At 43.7% G+C, this 16,544-nt stretch carries 15 protein-coding genes; 7 read left to right on the top strand and 8 right to left on the bottom strand.

Annotation, left to right across the window (positions count from 1 at the left end; genetic code table 11):
- Nucleotides 1-3 precede the first annotated feature (3 nt).
- Nucleotides 4-198: a hypothetical protein gene (locus BM090_RS02840; protein WP_091506983.1), complete on the bottom strand. Its 195-nt coding sequence runs from the start codon at nt 196-198 to the stop codon at nt 4-6.
- A 65-nt stretch (nt 199-263) separates the two neighbouring features.
- Between BM090_RS02840 and BM090_RS02845 the strand changes: the two genes are divergently transcribed.
- Nucleotides 264-695: a hypothetical protein gene (locus BM090_RS02845; RefSeq protein WP_091506985.1), complete on the top strand. Its 432-nt coding sequence runs from the start codon at nt 264-266 to the stop codon at nt 693-695.
- 767 nt (nt 696-1,462) lie between these two features.
- Here the strand turns inward: BM090_RS02845 and BM090_RS02850 are convergent.
- The 3 genes from BM090_RS02850 to BM090_RS02860 all read right to left on the bottom strand — a co-directional run bounded on the left by BM090_RS02850 (nt 1,463) and on the right by BM090_RS02860 (nt 5,046).
- Entirely contained in the window at nt 1,463-2,530 is a 1,068-nt protein-coding gene (locus BM090_RS02850) for an efflux RND transporter periplasmic adaptor subunit (RefSeq protein WP_091506988.1), read from the bottom strand.
- Between the two features lie 122 nt (nt 2,531-2,652).
- On the bottom strand, nt 2,653-3,033 hold the full coding sequence (locus BM090_RS02855) for a hypothetical protein (RefSeq protein WP_143083845.1): 381 nt from the start codon (nt 3,031-3,033) through the stop codon (nt 2,653-2,655).
- Nucleotides 3,034-3,243: 210 nt separating this feature from the next.
- Nucleotides 3,244-5,046: a hypothetical protein gene (locus BM090_RS02860; RefSeq protein ID WP_091506993.1), complete on the bottom strand. Its 1,803-nt coding sequence runs from the start codon at nt 5,044-5,046 to the stop codon at nt 3,244-3,246.
- A gap of 158 nt (nt 5,047-5,204) precedes the next feature.
- Between BM090_RS02860 and BM090_RS02865 the strand changes: the two genes are divergently transcribed.
- From BM090_RS02865 to BM090_RS02875, 3 genes are all read left to right on the top strand, one after another.
- Nucleotides 5,205-5,426 carry a PspC domain-containing protein gene (locus tag BM090_RS02865; RefSeq protein WP_091506996.1) on the top strand — a complete coding sequence of 74 codons (222 nt, stop codon included), beginning with the start codon at nt 5,205-5,207 and terminating at the stop codon, nt 5,424-5,426.
- A 138-nt stretch (nt 5,427-5,564) separates the two neighbouring features.
- Nucleotides 5,565-6,443 (top strand): hypothetical protein, encoded by an 879-nt coding sequence (locus BM090_RS02870; protein WP_221405325.1) that lies wholly within the window; start codon nt 5,565-5,567, stop codon nt 6,441-6,443.
- Nucleotides 6,421-7,788 carry a peptidylprolyl isomerase gene (locus BM090_RS02875; RefSeq protein ID WP_245756669.1) on the top strand — a complete coding sequence of 456 codons (1,368 nt, stop codon included), beginning with the start codon at nt 6,421-6,423 and terminating at the stop codon, nt 7,786-7,788. The genes BM090_RS02870 and BM090_RS02875 overlap by 23 nt, the downstream gene beginning before the upstream one ends.
- 48 nt (nt 7,789-7,836) lie before the next feature.
- On the opposite strand, the gene BM090_RS02880 is transcribed toward BM090_RS02875, so the two are convergent.
- Nucleotides 7,837-8,730, bottom strand: coding sequence for a GNAT family N-acetyltransferase (locus BM090_RS02880; RefSeq protein WP_091507004.1), 894 nt, complete (start codon nt 8,728-8,730; stop codon nt 7,837-7,839).
- Between the two features lie 9 nt (nt 8,731-8,739).
- Nucleotides 8,740-9,501: a segregation and condensation protein A gene (locus BM090_RS02885; RefSeq protein ID WP_091507006.1), complete on the bottom strand. Its 762-nt coding sequence runs from the start codon at nt 9,499-9,501 to the stop codon at nt 8,740-8,742.
- 185 nt (nt 9,502-9,686) lie between these two features.
- On the opposite strand from BM090_RS02885, the gene BM090_RS02890 reads away from it, so the two are divergent.
- The 3 genes from BM090_RS02890 (at nt 9,687) to BM090_RS02900 (ending at nt 12,515) form a co-directional block, all read left to right on the top strand.
- Nucleotides 9,687-10,790 carry an efflux RND transporter periplasmic adaptor subunit gene (locus BM090_RS02890; RefSeq protein ID WP_091507009.1) on the top strand — a complete coding sequence of 368 codons (1,104 nt, stop codon included), beginning with the start codon at nt 9,687-9,689 and terminating at the stop codon, nt 10,788-10,790.
- A 178-nt stretch (nt 10,791-10,968) separates the two neighbouring features.
- Complete coding sequence (locus tag BM090_RS02895) at nt 10,969-11,856, top strand: DUF3078 domain-containing protein (protein WP_091507012.1); 888 nt, start codon at nt 10,969-10,971, stop codon at nt 11,854-11,856.
- Nucleotides 11,857-11,996: 140 nt separating this feature from the next.
- On the top strand, nt 11,997-12,515 hold the full coding sequence (locus tag BM090_RS02900; protein ID WP_091507015.1) for a hypothetical protein: 519 nt from the start codon (nt 11,997-11,999) through the stop codon (nt 12,513-12,515).
- A 202-nt stretch (nt 12,516-12,717) separates the two neighbouring features.
- On the opposite strand, the gene BM090_RS02905 is transcribed toward BM090_RS02900, so the two are convergent.
- Nucleotides 12,718-13,797 carry an Ldh family oxidoreductase gene (locus BM090_RS02905; protein WP_091507826.1) on the bottom strand — a complete coding sequence of 360 codons (1,080 nt, stop codon included), beginning with the start codon at nt 13,795-13,797 and terminating at the stop codon, nt 12,718-12,720.
- 131 nt (nt 13,798-13,928) lie between these two features.
- On the bottom strand, nt 13,929-16,379 hold the full coding sequence (gene pheT / locus BM090_RS02910) for a phenylalanine--tRNA ligase subunit beta (protein WP_091507019.1): 2,451 nt from the start codon (nt 16,377-16,379) through the stop codon (nt 13,929-13,931).
- Nucleotides 16,380-16,544 lie beyond the last annotated feature (165 nt).

The raw sequence follows: 16,544 nt of genomic DNA on the forward strand, positions 1-16,544 counted from the left end.
AGATTACAGGGTTTTGATTTTTTCAAATTTCATTTCAAACACTTCGCAGCACTTGGCTGCTGTATCGGAGTGCCGCTTATTGTTGAGCGAAAGCCTAACCATGTGTGGCGTTACTTTAAGCTCCTGTGCTGTCCTGATTATCGCAGCAGCTCGCAGCGTAGCTATTTCATGTAATTGTTTGGGTGGATTGTCTGACATTGTTATTATTGTGTTACGTTTGACGTTACAAATATGGACAATATATTTACTAAAATCCAAATTTTATGGAAAATAAATTTACCAATATCAAAGAGCGAGTACTTCTTATTGCTGAAAATAAAGGAGTTAGCAAAGAAATTTTTTTTGCTAATATAGGTATGACCTATGGCAGTTTTAAGGGAGAGGCGAAAAAGACACCACTAAATTCTGATGCAATAGCCAATATATTGACCATATATTCAGACATTAGTGCTACATGGTTATTAACTGGCAAAGGTTCGATGCTTATTGATGCAGATTCAGCCAGCCCCGCCGTAGAACCTTCATCAATAAGTACCGCACAGCAACAGACGATAGAGGCACAGCAGCAAACCATAGAAGCGCAGCAGCAGACTATTGCGCAGCAGGCTATGATGGTTCAGATGCTCATGGCTCAGTTGGAGGAATGCAAAAAAAGTAGCACGACTACTCGTATTCATGTTACCCAGCCATCTTAATTAGCTTCTGTTTTTACTGTCCAAATCTGGACGGCAAAAAACGACAACTATAAACTATTGATTATCAACCATATTATTTGCACGCCAAATTTGACGAGCAAACATATTGGTACATACTCGGTATGTTTAAGCATGTAGTCTTTGGCTTTTTTATGGGGTAGTACCCTAATAAACCGCGAGAATTATAGTAGTTCACGCGGTTTTGCGAAGCTGTGTGCGCATTTTTTGCATAACAATTACACTAAAAATCATTCAAATATCTGATATTCAATCAGTTATGACAAATAAATACATTCATACGCCTGTAATAAAGGGGTATCTATATTAGTATTACGCGCTTTTTATGGCTGTTTTTATACATTATACCTATTCGTACACGTATTTTAAAACAGTGATTTGCGTACCCAACTGCGTACCCAACTGCGTACCCAACTATTTTTTGGGTCATTTTTGGGCTATTTTTCAGGGCATAAAAAAGCCTCATTACATCGGCTTTATACAGCGTGTAATGAGGCTTTAATTTCGGTTTAAACGGCCTATAATTTCGGCGTTAATATGGTTGTTTTACAGCGTTTTAGGTTAATATACGGGCTTTATGCCTGTTGGTAGGTTAATCGCTGTTTTACGGGCTTTTTTATGGGTTAATTGTACCGTTACAAGGTAGATGTATTATAGCGGCGCATGGACATTTCATTTTTTCATAAAACCGCCAAAAACTGCATTTCTGTGCAAATTTCGCACATTTTTCTTTTTCTCTCTTGGACATTTCATTTTATACCCCTTACTTCTTTTACTCGCTGTATTCCTTCATAAATAAATTTGTCGGAAGGAGAAAGTCCCGCACCAATGGCATACAGATGCGGCCAACGAACCGTTGGAGTGATTTTGCGCATTTGTACTACATTGTTTTTATCCACTACATACACGTACACATTGCCCTGAATCTCGAAAGTTGATTTTTGGGAAATAAGCATGGCATTTTTCAACGCTGTACTTACTTGTACTTTGCCAGTTGCGCCGTGTTTGAGGATTTGTTCGGGATTCGGGAATTTGGCACGAAAAGCAATATTGCCTGTGCTTTTGTCAAACTCGCTTTCTGTCGTTTCAATAATGCCTTTGTGCGCATAAACACTGCCATTGGCCAATACTAAATCTACTTCTTTGGATTTTCCGCCGCCTTTCGTGATTACATAATCCAAATAATCTTTCTCCGCAACATTGAAATACGCGTACACTTCTTTGTTGTTGGAAAGAGTTGTAAGCAATGTTCCTTCTTCTACCAAACTTCCTGTTTTGTATGGAATGCGGTTAATAATCCCGTCGAAAGGAGCTTTTATTTCGGCAAAAGACAAATTGAGTTTGGCCTGTGCCTCTTCCGATTCGGCCTCTTCGAGCTTGGCGTTGAGCGCATCTACTTTGGCCGCCGCCAAATCGTATTCGGTTTGGGCAATGATATTTTTTTTGAGCAATGTTCGGGAACTTTCCAGTTCTATTTCAGCGGATTTTAGCTCGGCCAACACGCTTTTCAGATTGGCTTTGGCTTTGCGCAAATCTTGCTGATAACGCCGACTGCTCACCGAAAACAGCGTTTGCCCTTTCTTTACGTTCTGGCCTTCATCTACCCGAATCGTTTCGATGTAGCCTTTTATTCGTGTGCGAATTTCCACGTTCTGAATGGCATTCAGCTCGGCTACATATTCGCTGGTGTAAACCGTATCTTTTACCAACGGACTGGCCACCTTAAATTTTTCTTCTTTTTGATGCTGAATTTTAGTTGAGCAGGCTGCTAAAACGACAATAGCAAACAGGCTCAAAATCAATGCTATATTTTTCATTGTTTTTGAGGGATGTTAATAATGAAACAAAAGAATATTGAGTAGGCCATCGGAAGGAGATGCCTACGCTACGCCAAGCCCCGCACGTATCAGGGTCGGATAATACAGAATGTCAAAAAAAATTAGGCTTTGGGCGGAGGGGGAATTATTTCAGCATTAAACTGTTCAAAAAATTGCTCCGTATAAGTTGAAAGAAAAGTAATGTCGCGATAACAAGGGCAACCAATTACTACTTTGATGAATTTGTGGCACACGAATACATCAAATGTTCTTTTTTTGGAAAAACTACTGCCACTTTCGTCGTCATCTTCGTCGTGTTCGGCCATGGCATCGTCTATGTCCAGAAATTGTTCCAACACAATTTCTGCAATACTTTCCATGTCGTTATAACTCAAATCTTCGGGAACGTAATTGGGTTGCTTATCGGGACTGTCCACACTGTAATTGAGTATGTGTAAGCCCATTAGCAGCCACAATACTCTAAATGCGATATGTTCCCTCATGAATTTTAGCATAGCAACCTAATTCTTTTTACTGCGATTCGCTTAATCGTTTTGATTGAGCAAATTACAATTCACTTTATATAGAACGTTACAATGATACTGGATTATTGCCTGTTTGACAAGAAAACATTCGGATAAAAGCAAAAACGCCTGCCTTTCTGAGCCGAAAAGCAGGCGTTTTTTTATTTGAAGAAAGCAAAATGCTATTGATTAGCGAATTGCATCTTTGAATTTTTGGCTTGAAGCGAAACCAGCAAATTCCAAATCGTTGATAGCGCGTGCACGCAAGTTAGAATCAACGCTGATGGCTTTTGCAAGGTTAGCTGCCAACACGTCTTCTTTCTTTTGACGAGCAGCCGACACAGCAGCAGCGTAGTAAGCAACTGCCAATTGAGGATTAGCTTTAGTTGCTTCCTCGAAGCTTGCCGAAGCGTTAGCGAAATCTTGGTTAAGCAATTGCGCCAAACCTTTGTTGTAGCTTACAAGCGCATCGTTTAGGCCGTTTGTGAAGCTAGAAACAGCCGTTTGGTATTGTGCTTTTTTGATCTGTAACACACCCGCCATGCTGTTTACAGCTTTGCGAGCATCGTCCGAAGGAGAAAGTGTTTGTGCTTTTTGGAACGATTGTTCGGCAGCCGTAACATTTCCTTTCATGAGTTGCGCAGTACCCAAGTTAGCGTAAACTTCCGCAGATTCTTGTTTTGCTTTTGCAATGTCGAAGTGTGTAACGGCTTTGTCCACGTATTGGTTGCGTTCTGCTGGAGAAGCTGCTTTTTTAGCAAACTCCAAGTACACAGCACCTAAGTTGTTGTGCGAAGCCCAGCTATCGTTTTTCTTAGTAGCAGCCAAGTAGATCGCTTCTTTTTCGCTCAAAATTGGCGTAAGCGTTGCCGCGTAAGCCAATTCTTTGTCTGTAAGAACTTTTGCGTCTGCTTTGCTTTCAGTGATATTTTTAGCCAAAACCGAAATTTGAGCATCTGTCTTTTTAGGAAGAACCGTCAAAATTTCAGTGCCTGCATTACGCAATTTTGGATAAATGTCGTTGAAAACTTTTTTGTACGATGGCAACGCGTGCAATTTTTGTTCTTTTGCTACGAAATCGCCTTCGCCGTTATCAATTACAGCCAAGATTTCTTGTTTCTCAGACTCAGACAATTTTTTGTATGTTGCCAACGAATCTTTGAAAGCTGTCCAATCTTGTACTACGGATTTTGTAACAAACTCAATTGAGTCTGCTTTTTTGCCATAATCAAATTTTTTGAGGCGTGCGCGGTAGTATTTTTCGATTGCGCCAGCGCGTTGCTCAGCCAACGAAACGTTTTTCGCTTCACGGCCTTCTGGCGAGTGCGCACCCGTTACGGTTACGGTACGTGTTACGTTTTTGTGTGCGATGAAAGCGTCCAAGAATTTACCACGTTTGCCACCCGTTTCTACCACGCGCAATTTGGCACTGCCTTGCTCGAAATAGAAAGCTACATTGGTTGGCGTAAGCTCTTCAGCATTGTTATAACCGTGGTCAGCATATACAGGATAATACGCATCTTGTACGAGGCGCGAAGTAGTGATAAGACCTTGTGCAATGGTCATATCTGGCGCAGGTGTCGTTTTAGATTTGCCGTTAAGGTTTGCCGCAGTACCTTTTACAGTAAGCGTACCTTTGTTCATGGCTTCGCCGCCATAAGCAAACGCAAATTTGCGTGTTACTTTCGGCTGCTCTACTTTTGAATTAGGGAAGTCAGAGGCTTTAAATTGTACGTCGCCTACTGCTACTTTTTGGTCGCCGTAGTTGTACGTCGGATATACTGTGTAAACAGTATTTTTCTTCAACATTTTTAGAGGCAAAAGCGCCGAAGCTTCAAACTTTACCGAGTCACCATGTAGCTCCAAAGGAGAAGGCGTAATGGTAAGTTGCTGGTCTTTAGCCATTTTGATCATCTTGCTCAAGGTACAGCTCGAAAATGAAGCTGCCGAGCCAAGAAGCAAAGCACCGGAAATCAGTTTTTTAGAAATCATCGTTTTGCAATGTTTATTAACTTAAAATTAAATTCGACATTAAAGATTTGATTGCACTAACAAAGCCGCAATAATACGAATTTATATTTTTTTTCCTACATTTGTGCCGAGTTATTAACAAAATAATCTTAGTTACTCACCCTGATTTATAGAAAGCAATGACGAAGAAAATTCAAATTTTTTGCGAAAAACAAGCCTTTGGAGTTTGCGCTCGTTTGGGCGACTACATGGGCATTTCGTCGGGGGGTATTCGCTTATTTTTTGTTTATACTTCCTTCCTGACAATGGGTTCGCCCGTGATTTTGTATCTCATTTTGGCCTTCGTGATGGATATGCGAAAGCATTTCAGACGCGGCAATAGTTCCATTTGGGATTTTTAACAAAACACATGGTTGGGACTCATTTTGCAATCCTAACATTTTTACTCAGAGACGTAAGCCACGCGGCTACGTCTTTTTTGTTGGGCGGATTTGTCTATCTTTGCCCCTTATTTTGAGGCTAATACAGTTTTGATGAACGTGAAAATATCATTTTTAGGGCTAATTGGTTTGGGAATAGGATTGTTGGGCTGCCAAAAGCAAGCAGAGCAAGCCGCCCAATCGCCGAGCATTGACCCACAACAAGTTGTAGCCAAAGTGGGAACGAAAACGCTCACTTACGCAGAGCTTGCCGATGTGCTCGCGCCTAACATTTCGCACACAGACAGCGTGCAACGCATCACGCGCTACGCCGAAGCGTGGGTACGCCAACAACTTTGGGAGAAAGAAGCTAACAATCAAGGTTTTACACCCACTGACTTAGAAGAAAAAGTGGAGCAATATCGCCGCGATTTGCTCGTAGAGGCTTTCAAACAAAAATACATTACCGAGCATCTGGACACGAACCTGACCGAAGCCGACATCAATAAATTTTATACCGAAAACCAAACTAATTTCTTGCTGCGCTCTCCCATCGTGCAAGCCCAGTGGGTGCAACTGCCCAAAGGAACGCCCAAGCAAGACAAGGCAATGGACTGGTTCAAGTCGCGCAAAGAGGCTGACCGCCAAGAGTTTCGCTCTTATTGCATACGCTTTGCCACCACCTACCAACTGCAAGACACGGTTTGGACTAATTTTGAAGAATTGGTGCGCGGTACGCCCTTTTCCGAAATCACTAACAAAAACGATTTTGTAAGCAAAAATACTTTTAGTCAAAAACAAGACGAAGATTTTGTTTATTTGCTCAAAATAAGTGCTTATAAAATATCGGGGCAGACTGCACCGTTAGCTTACGTGCAAGCACAAGTAAAAGGAATTATTCTTAATCAAAGAAAAACAGAATTGCTCAATACACTTTCCAACGATGTTTACAAACAAGCCCAAAAACAACAAGAATTTGAAATATTGGTTAAACCTTAGTGCCTTGTGCGTGGCATTGTTGGCGGCATCTGCCCCACGCGCCAACGCCCAACTCAAAGGCCAAAGCATTGATAAAATTATTGCAAAAGTAGATAACTACATCGTTCTCAGATCTGATTTGGAAGTAGCATATTTGCAAGCCAGCCAAAACAACCAACGCCAACGCCCTGATATGCGCTGCAAAGTGTTGGAAAATTTGGTGATTAATAAACTTATGTTGGCCAAAGCCGACATCGACTCGGTAACGGTAGAAGAGAAAATGGTAAACGAACAACTCGACCGCCGTATGCAATACATGATTTCGACGATTGGCTCACGCGAAAAGCTCGAAGCCTATTACAAGAAAACCGTAGAGCAGTTCAAAGTAGAGTTGCGCAAGCAAGTAAAAGAAATGATGTTGGCTGAAAAAATGCAGAACAGCATTACGGCAGACGTAAAAGTTACGCCTGCGCAAGTGAAGCGTTTCTTCAATGAAATTCCGACCGACAGCTTGCCGTTTTTCTCGACGGAAGTGGAAATCGGGCAAATTATCCTGACTCCAAAAGTTGGTAAAGACCGCAAAGCCGAAGCCCGCGCCCAACTCGAAACGCTGAAAGGCCGCATCGAAAAAGGCGAAGATTTCGGAACGTTGGCGCGTGTGTATTCGCAAGACCCTGCCTCTGCTGCCGAAGGTGGCGACTTAGGTTTTTGGGGACGTGGCGCAATGGTGCCAGAGTATGAGCAAGCCGCTTTGCAACTCAAACCCAATGAGTTGTCGGGGATTGTAGAATCTCAATTTGGTTTGCACTTGATTCAACTTATCGAAAAACGTGGCACAGAATATCGTTCGCGCCACATTTTGTTACGCCCGACTTCTTCGGCACAAGATTTGGAAGATGCACGCACACGCCTCGACAGCATCCGCACGGCGATTATGCAAGACAGTATTACATTTGAAAAAGCAGCTAAGAAATTTTCTAGCGACGAAACCACTAAAAATAATGGCGGTTATTTCACGGATGCCACCACCAACAGCACGCACATTGCTACCGAAAATCTTGACCCTGTGATTTATTTTATCACGGATACCATGAAAATTGGTCAGATTACTAAGCCGCTACCCGTGCGCACCGACGACGGCAAAGACGCTTTGCGCCTGATTTATTTCAAATCAAAAACACCGCCGCACGCTGCCAACCTCAAAGACGATTATCAGAAAATACAACACGCGGCACTGCAAGAGAAAAAAGCAGAAGCCATGAACAAGTGGTTCGACAAAACGAAAGGCGAAGTATTTATTAACATTGACCCCGAATATTCCGAATGTAAAATCTTGCAAGGTGAAACCACCATGCTCGACGAATAAAAATACGAAAGCCGCTCAAGATTGGGCGGCTTTTTTTGTGTAAAATGCTTAAACTAATTTTTTCAAAAACGTATATTTTGGGGTTGGCCTCGCGCCTAAAGCCGTTTGCTTAAAATGCGCTACACCTTCATTTACAATGCCTTGCAGCGAGGCTGTACCTAAATCCAAATACCCGAAACCTTGTGCTTGCGCATACGCATAAATGCCCGCGTGTAGCAGCAACACAGGGCTTAAAGCCCGTGCTTGCGGCGCATCTGCCGTATAAAAAACATACAATACCTGTTCCGATACGGCCAACGTAACGGCATTGGCCAACAGTTCGCCCGCCGCGTTGCGCACTTCAAAAACTTGGTAGTCGTGCGGAAATTGCGTGCATTGCGCCACAAAATCCGCTTGGCTCATACTCAACTCAAAACCTTTGCGCGCGCGACTGGCCAAAATAAAATCGTAGGTTTTGGCCAAATCGGGGTTGCTGACACGCGTTACAGTCCAGCCCATGCGCTGCGACTTGCTCAACTTCCAACGCGCCTGCCCCGACCAGCGCGTTTGCACGGGTTCGGGCGTTATTTCCCAATGAAAATTAAGGTCTTGGTACAACAACTCAAAGCCCAGTTCCCGCAAAATCTCTGCTTGCCAAGCCACATTCGGCGCGTAACACTCTGGCGGTAACACTACCTTGATTTGCGTTGCGCCTTGCGCCTTAGCCCAGTCGAGCAACTGGCCGTACAAATACTGATGCGTTGCAAAATTGGCGTGAGTGGTCGCTTCTATTCCCCCAAAAGAAGCCCGAACGGTGCTTGTAAGTTGCTTTTTATCAGTGTTATACCAAGCCAAAAGACAGGCCTCTGGCGTTTGCCAACGTTGCAATTGCTGCGGGATTTGAGCACGTAACCAATCCGTATAGCGAGGCGAATAAAAGAAAAATGTAGGCGCGTAAGGCATCAGATAATTTTATTCGGCTAAAATTTCTACTTCGCTCGTGGCGGGGCGTTCCACCCAAAACTGATTAAAACCCTCTTCGATGTGCAACCCGATTTGGCCTAATTGCAGCAGTTCCAGAATAGCCAGAAAATTAAAAACAGCCGCAATTTTGTTGGGAAACTCCGTGAGCAACTCGCCAAAGCCAATGCGCGTTTTGAAAAATAATTGACCCAAAATATGCTCTTTTTGCTGCTCAATGCTGTACGGATATTGCACCACCGTATGCACGGGGCGTTGCTGTTCCAGCTCAAAACGTTTCATGACGCGCTGATACACTTTGAGCAATTTGTACAAATCCAAATGCTGTAATTCGGCTTCGTCGTTGTTCTGTTCGGCTAGTTGCAGCACTTCGGCCAAGGCATTGCCGCGCGAAAACTGATTGGAACGGTCGTCTTCCATTTGGGCGAGTGTCTGTACTACGGATTTGTATTTTTTATATTCCAACAAATGCCTTACCAACTCTTCACGCGGGTCTATTTCGTTGCCTTTAGCGTCGAGGTCGGGGCGCGGCAGCAATGTTTTCGCTTTAATTCGCATGAGCGTAGAAGCCACCAAAATAAATTCGCTGGCCATTTCAATATTTATTTTTTCTAAGTGTTTGACATATTCCAAGAACTCGTCCGTAATGCGTGCAATCGGAATATCGTAAATATCTAACTCGTCGCGTTCGATGAAAAACAGTAGCAAATCGAAAGGCCCTTCAAACAAAGGCAATTTTATTTCAAAGCTCATGGTTGGGCAATTTTCGTATCAAATCCCAAAGATAAAGTTAATTTTGATAGCAGTTTACAAGTTTTCGTGTAGGAAAACTTTCGTTTTGAGAGATTAAAAGCTATTATCCAATCGCTTTTTTGTGTTCTTTTGCAGGTGTTTTTTGTTGCGCACCAACAATGTGCAAATTTTCATATTGAATTTAGATGAATCTATCCAAAAATATTGTATTGTCGTTGGCGATGAGTGCGGCACTGATGCAAGGTTGCCTCAATCGCGAAAAACCCATTCATCCTTCGCGCCGCGACGTAACGCAAGCGATTTATGCTTCAGGAAAAGTATATCCGCTTAACTATTACCGCGCCAACAGCAGCGTGGGCGGTTATTTACAAAAATTATACGTGCAAGTAGGCGACTCTGTACGTGAAGGCCAACCGTTATTTAGTATCAAAAATGAGCTTTCGGACTATAACATTAGCGTAGCTCGCAACAATATGGCTTTGGCCAAATCCAATTTGGCGGAAAACTCATCTATGATGAAAGCGGCACGCGAAGAAATTGCAGCGGCTTATACCAAATTCCGTTTGGACTCCACTAACTACGTGCGTTACAAGAATTTGTGGGCAGAGCAAGCCACTACGCAAGTAGCCTTAGACCAAGCCCGTACGTTGTCGGAAACCTCTTTCCAAAACTACCAACGCGCTCAAGAAACCTACAAAAGCACACGCCAAAAGCTCCGCACGGACGTGGCCAATGCCGAGCAGGTTTATAAGTCGCAGCAAGTGGGCAAAGATAATTTTACGATTAATTCGGCGATCAATGGTCGCGTGTACGACATTGCAGGCCGTTTGGGGGAACTAATTGCTCCTCAGGTAGTTGTCATGGAAATTGGGCAAGCGGGAGCGTATGAAGTAGAACTGGCCATCGACGAAACGGACATCAACTGGATTCGCGAAGGGCAAGAGGTCGTCTATTCGAGCGATGCATTTCCGAACCGTTATTTTTCGGGCAAAATCAAAAAGATTTACCCAAAAATTGGTTTGGTAAACAAGAGTATCAAGGCTTTGGCTACAATCGAAATGCCTACCGACGTGAAATTTTATGCAGGCTCAACCATCGAAGCCAACATTATTTTTGAAAAACAAAAAAATGTGTTGGTGCTGCCGAAGTTTTATGTACACAACGATTCGGTACGTGTGAACCGCGACGGCAAAGCGCAACGCATCAAAATTAAGACAGGTCTCAACGACGTGGAATTTGTGCAAATCGTGGAAGGCCTCAGCGAACAAGACGAGGTTTTCAAACCATAGATTTATTGCCATTATCAATACCAATCCTCAAACTATTCTTGTATAAGTTCAGTTTGGGGATTGTTTGCGTTTATAAGCTAACAAGTTGATAACAAAATACATATACTCTATAACAATAAATACATTTCATTCATATCACAAACAAAAATCATCTAAATTATTTTCTATCAAAATAACGATGCAAACCAAAATTACTATGCTCATATTGGGGCTTATACTCAGTGCTACGGCTTTTGCCGCGCCAACAGACAGCCTAAAAGTAAGCCACTGGAAATCTGATATACAAACAGGGACAAACCTTAACCAAGCTTCTTTTAGTAGCAACTGGAAGGGCGGCGGTGTAAACTCTATTGCGGTGGGGCTTTTCTTTAACGGCCATGCCAACTACGAAAATACGCGTCTTTCTTTCAACAATGATTTGCAGTTGCAATACGGTTTTCTGAAAAATGACGGCCAATCTTTACGCAAAAATGCCGACCGCATTTTCTTAGATTCAAAATTGGGTTATAAAATTTCGCCGCACTGGAACTTGTTTGCCTCTACCAACTTCGCGGCGCAGTTCGACAAAGGCTACGAGTATAAAAAAGATGCGGTTACGGGTGAAGAAAAATCGTATCTGATTTCTCGTTTTTTTGCGCCTGCCTACCTTACCAACTCCATCGGGGCGGAATACAAACCTGTGAGTTATTTTTGGTTGCGCTTCGGCACAGGAACACTGCGCCAAACTTTTGTAACTGATACCACGCTTTACCACAACGTCCCCAAAAATTATGGGGTTGATATCGGCTCGAAAGTTCGTAACGAAATCGCCTTTCAGTTTATCGCTAGTTTTGATAAAGATATTGCCAAAAACATGAACTTGAAAGTACGTTATGCGGCTTTTGCCAACTACGAAACCCTACGCGCCATTGACAACCGTTTGGATGTGCTGCTGGCCGCCAAAATCAATAAATTTGTGAGCGTAAATCTTTCTGGAACATTGCTTTATGACGAAGACATGGACTATCATATCCAGACAAGTCAAACACTTGCCATAGGCCTTTTGTACAGCATTTCCAGTAAATAAAATATAATATGATTTTGGTAAAGGGTAAGTATTTGATTACTTGCCCTTTATTTTTTATGTAAAATCGCTGTTTTTAAAAAAATGCTTTTCGTAAGTTTGAATCAATAATCTTTTAGCATATTATCTATTCTTTATTATTTATGAAAAAGTTTACCCAAACAATTCTGATTAGCAGTTTTATTTACTTGTTTGCCGCTTGTGCCAACGAAAAAACAATTACAGAACAACCACTTAGCGCAGAAAAAGCGGCCGAAATTCCAGCCATGCCACACGCCGCCGACCCTCACTCAGAACGCGCACCTGCCGAAGATTTAGAATTTCTAAAGAAACTAAACGGAAAGTATCCGTACGAGGTAAAGTTGCTCAATTCACCACAACTCACCACGCGTTTGCAAAAACTAATGGGCGAAAATTATAATGCGCTCAAAGAATTTTGGGAAGTAGAAGAACCGATAAAAGTAGATGAAAATCAGTTTGTTGCCTCGGCTTGTCAAGCGCATAACTGCGACAATACAAACTTTATTATTGTTTATAACTTTAAAGAAAATATGCTGTATGTTGGTGTGCGCCAAGAGCAACAAGTACAAACCTATTCCGAAGATGGTAACACTTGTCCCACACTAAAAAAATGGATAGGAGAAGGCAATACATCCGAATAAATAACCGATTTTGCCTATGCAATTTTTTTATCACGCTTATTTGCTTGTCGAAAAATTCCGTTCAAACACAGATTTTTTCAATTCGAGTAAAACACTCTGACGAATTATGGCTTACGTAATGGCAATTTTAAATAAAAAATACCCTTCAATTTTTCTAAAGCTATAAGAGAAATTGAAGGGTATTTCGTTTGAAATCAATCAATTATAATGCTGTTGGAGCTGGTACAGCAAATTTTTCGGCCAACTGTCCCAAATCTTTTACCACAGGTTCGAGCAAATAAATGCCGTCGCGCAAACGCTCTGCGGTAGCTTGGCGTTCCACATCACCAGGGATTAACACTTGGTCGGCTTCGGACGTGGTTTTGGCCTTGCGGAAAGTTTCTATCCAGTTGTCCATGTGCGATTTAAACTCACTGGCAGGGCGAAACGCATCTACGCGCATTGCCCCAAAAAAGTGCCCAAGTCCTTCTCCAACGGGGTTAGGGTGCAACGGAACATAGCTGACAAACGGCGGCACAAATGGTCCGTAATTCGCACCCGAAAGCACCGCCGAAAAAATATCGACAATCGCACCCAGTGCATAACCTTTGTGGCTTCCGTGTTGGCGGTCACCACCGAGCGGCAACAACGCACCGCCATTTTTCACGGTATTTGAGTCGGTAGCAGGTTGTCCGTCAGCGGTTTGCATCCAGCCAGTAGGCGCGTCTTGGTTTTTGCGTTGCAAAATTTCCAGCTTGCCGTTAGCGGCAGTCGTGGTAGCAAAATCCGCTACAAAAGCAGGTTGTTTGTCGGCGGGAATAGCAATGGCAATCGGGTTTGTACCCAATAATCTTTCGGCGGCAAAAGTCGGCGCAACCAAAGGACTGGCGTTGGTCATTGCCCAACCGATTTGGTCGTGTTCGAGGGCTTGCATAGCGTATTGGCCTGCAATGCCGTAATGGTTGGAGTTGCGCACCGAAACCCAACCCGTGCCCGCTACTTTGGCTTTTTCGATGGCAACTTTCATAGCAAAATCCGCGACCACCATGCCCAGTCCCGCATCGCCGTCCACTACCGCCGTACTGGGGCTTTCGTGTACGATGCGAATGTTGGGGGTTGGGTTAATGCGACCCGCTTCCCAGAGGCGCACGTAGCCCGACAAACGCGCCACGCCGTGCGAGTCCACACCGCGCAAGTCCGCCGACAGCAAATTGGTGGCCGTCGTCTCGGCGTGTGTTTCCGAGCAGCCCATTTTTAGGAATATTTGTTTGGCAAAATGTTTGAGTTCTGCGTATGAATACATGATTTTGTATTGGTTAGAATAAAAGCGTAGGCGCAACAGGCCAACGTTTTTTGTTTGGATTGTAATAAAAACAAAAAACATCGGTTCTCGCGCAGGTTGCCGACGAAAACCGATGTTCTGAAAAGCATTGATTATTTACGAATTACCGCGCCTAATTCTTTTTCAAAAACTTCCATGAGGCGTGTCATGGTTTTGTCAATGACGGCATCGGTCAGCGTTTGGGCTTCGTCCTGAAGCGTGAAACTTACCGAATACGACTTCTTGCCCGCGCCAATATTGTCGCCTTCGTACACGTCAAACACATTGACTTGTTGCAAGATTTTTTTCTCAGTACGCAAGGCCAATTTCTTGATTTGGTCGAAAGAAACTTGCTTGTCCAGCACCAACGACAAATCGCGGCGAACCTCTGGGAACTTGGCCACGTCTTGGAATTTGTGTTTGGCCGAATATTTTTTGAGCAAATAATCCCAAGCAATATCCGCAAAGAAAACCGTTTGTTTTACTTCGGCAGCTTTGGCCAATTTCGGATTTACCAAACCAACCGTTGCAACGGCTCTGTTGTTGAGCATGAAAGCCAAACCGTAGCTAAAAATATCATTCTGAACGGCTTGTTGCTCGGCATTGATGCCCAAACGCGCCAAAATTTGCTGCACCGCACCCGCCAACACAAAGAAGTCGGTTTTTTCGGCTTTGGCCTGCCACGATTCTGGGTGTTTGTCGCCCGTAACCAACAACGCCAAATGCAATTCTTCTTGATACGCTTTTTGACCTTCACCGCCTTCAGGTTTGCGGCTATACACTTTCCCAAATTCAAATACTTTCAGGTCTTTTTGGCGGCGGTTAATGTTATACGCTAATGCCTCCAAACCCGAAAACAACAAAGTTTGACGCATTACGCCCAAATCTTCACTCAAACGATTGAGAATCGGCACGTTAAGTTCGGATTTAAACGACTCTGTCAGGTCCGTGTAAGTGGCTTTGGTCAAAGAATTAGTTAAAATTTCATTGAAACCATTGGCCGCCAACAAACGCGCTACATCGGTTTGCAAACGCTCTTTGTCGGGTTGCGGAAACGATGCCAAAAAGTCCGTGCTCAAATGCTCGGAAATCTCCACATTTTCAAAGCCATAAATTCTCAAAATTTCTTCGATAATGTCAGCTTCGCGCTGCACGTCCACGCGATACGGCGGCACACTTACGCGGAAACTTTCCTCAAAACCTTCGTGTCCGTAATTGCTTTCTTGCGTGATTTTTATGTCAAGATTTTGCAAAATACGGTGAATGAAATGGCGGTCTATGCTTTTACCGATGAGTCTATCAATGTTTTTGTATTTAACTTCAAAGTCAAACGGCTGTATGGCTTGCGGATAAATGTCCGTCACAGACGAAGCGATTTTGCCGCCCGCCACTTCCAAAATCAACAAAGCGGCACGCTTAAGCGCGTAAATATTGCCGTCTGGATTTACGCCGCGCTCGAAACGGAACGAAGCATCGGTTTTGATACCCAGCACTTGCGAGGTTTTGCGCACCGACACAGGCGAGAAGTAGGCACTTTCCAAGAAAATGCGCGTTGTGCTGTCTTTTACGCCTGATTTTGAACCACCAAAAACGCCCGCAATCGCCATTGGCTCTGTGGCGTTGGAAATGGTCAGGTTGGTGGCCTGAAGCGTTCTTTCTTGTCCGTCTAAGGTTACGAATTTCGCGCCTTCGGCTGCATTTTTTACAATCACTTGGTTACCTGCAATCGCTGCCGCGTCAAAAGCATGAAGCGGTTGGCCTAACTCGTGCATCACGTAATTGGTTACGTCCACGATGTTATTTATTGGCGATAAACCAATGGAAATCAAGGCTTTTTGCAACCATTCTGGCGACTCGCCCACCGTTACGCCATCTATCACCACGCCACCGAAACGCGGACACGCTTCCGAGTTTTCGACGGTTACGGCAATCGGAAATTCATTTTCGGGAGCTTTGAAAGCCTCCACCGACGGCAAATGCAAATCGCGGTTGAGTAGCGCACGCAAATCACGCGCCACGCCCCAATGCGAAGCTGCATCAGCGCGGTTGGGCGTAAGGCCTATTTCAAATACAAAATCTTTTTCGAGGTTAAAATATTTGGCGGCTGGCGTACCTGCTGGCAAGTTGGTATCCAGCACCATAATGCCTGCGTGCGATTTGCCCAACCCGATTTCGTCTTCGGCGCAAATCATGCCTTCGGAGGCTTCGCCGCGAATTTTGGCTTTCTTGATTTTGAAAGGTTCGCCTTCGGCAGGGTAAAGTGTCGCGCCAACGGTGGCCACGATAACTTTCTGACCAGCAGCTACATTTGGTGCACCGCACACAATCGGTACGATAATATCGCTGCCAATGTCCACCGTCGTTTTGCTGAGTTTGTCGGCATCGGGGTGTTTTTCGCAAGTAACCACGTAACCAACTACCATGCCTTCCAAGCCGCCGCGTACAGGTTCGATTTCCTCCACGCTTTCCACTTCCAAACCCGAACGAGTAAGGAGTTTGCCAATATAGTCGGGGTCTTCAGGCAAATCTATAATTTTCTTGAGCCAAGAATATGATATTTTCATTGTATAGATAAAATTTTACAGAATCAACGCAAAGCGGCAAATATGACCGAATTTAGCCTTTTTTCAAAGCATTTAAGCATAATCTTAAACCTATGGATTTGGGAAATCTAAAGGTTTTGGGCACAAAAAAGCCCCAAACTTATCTATCTGGGGCATTGATTTAGT

The sequence above is a fragment of the Flexibacter flexilis DSM 6793 genome (genome assembly GCF_900112255.1).
GTDB lineage: Bacteria > Bacteroidota > Bacteroidia > Cytophagales > Flexibacteraceae > Flexibacter > Flexibacter flexilis.

Bases quoted from the DNA above. Each gene is read 5' to 3' on its own strand.
- BM090_RS02840 (WP_091506983.1), bottom strand. From the start codon at position 198: ATGTCAGACAATCCACCCAAACAATTACATGAAATAGCTACGCTGCGA.
- BM090_RS02845 (WP_091506985.1), top strand. From the start codon at position 264: ATGGAAAATAAATTTACCAATATCAAAGAGCGAGTACTTCTTATTGCT.
- BM090_RS02850 (WP_091506988.1), bottom strand. From the start codon at position 2,530: ATGAAAAATATAGCATTGATTTTGAGCCTGTTTGCTATTGTCGTTTTA.
- BM090_RS02855 (WP_143083845.1), bottom strand. From the start codon at position 3,033: ATGAGGGAACATATCGCATTTAGAGTATTGTGGCTGCTAATGGGCTTA.
- BM090_RS02860 (WP_091506993.1), bottom strand. From the start codon at position 5,046: ATGATTTCTAAAAAACTGATTTCCGGTGCTTTGCTTCTTGGCTCGGCA.
- BM090_RS02865 (WP_091506996.1), top strand. From the start codon at position 5,205: ATGACGAAGAAAATTCAAATTTTTTGCGAAAAACAAGCCTTTGGAGTT.
- BM090_RS02880 (WP_091507004.1), bottom strand. From the start codon at position 8,730: ATGCCTTACGCGCCTACATTTTTCTTTTATTCGCCTCGCTATACGGAT.
- BM090_RS02885 (WP_091507006.1), bottom strand. From the start codon at position 9,501: ATGAGCTTTGAAATAAAATTGCCTTTGTTTGAAGGGCCTTTCGATTTG.
- BM090_RS02890 (WP_091507009.1), top strand. From the start codon at position 9,687: ATGAATCTATCCAAAAATATTGTATTGTCGTTGGCGATGAGTGCGGCA.
- BM090_RS02895 (WP_091507012.1), top strand. From the start codon at position 10,969: ATGCAAACCAAAATTACTATGCTCATATTGGGGCTTATACTCAGTGCT.
- BM090_RS02900 (WP_091507015.1), top strand. From the start codon at position 11,997: ATGAAAAAGTTTACCCAAACAATTCTGATTAGCAGTTTTATTTACTTG.
- BM090_RS02905 (WP_091507826.1), bottom strand. From the start codon at position 13,797: ATGTATTCATACGCAGAACTCAAACATTTTGCCAAACAAATATTCCTA.
- pheT (WP_091507019.1), bottom strand. From the start codon at position 16,379: ATGAAAATATCATATTCTTGGCTCAAGAAAATTATAGATTTGCCTGAA.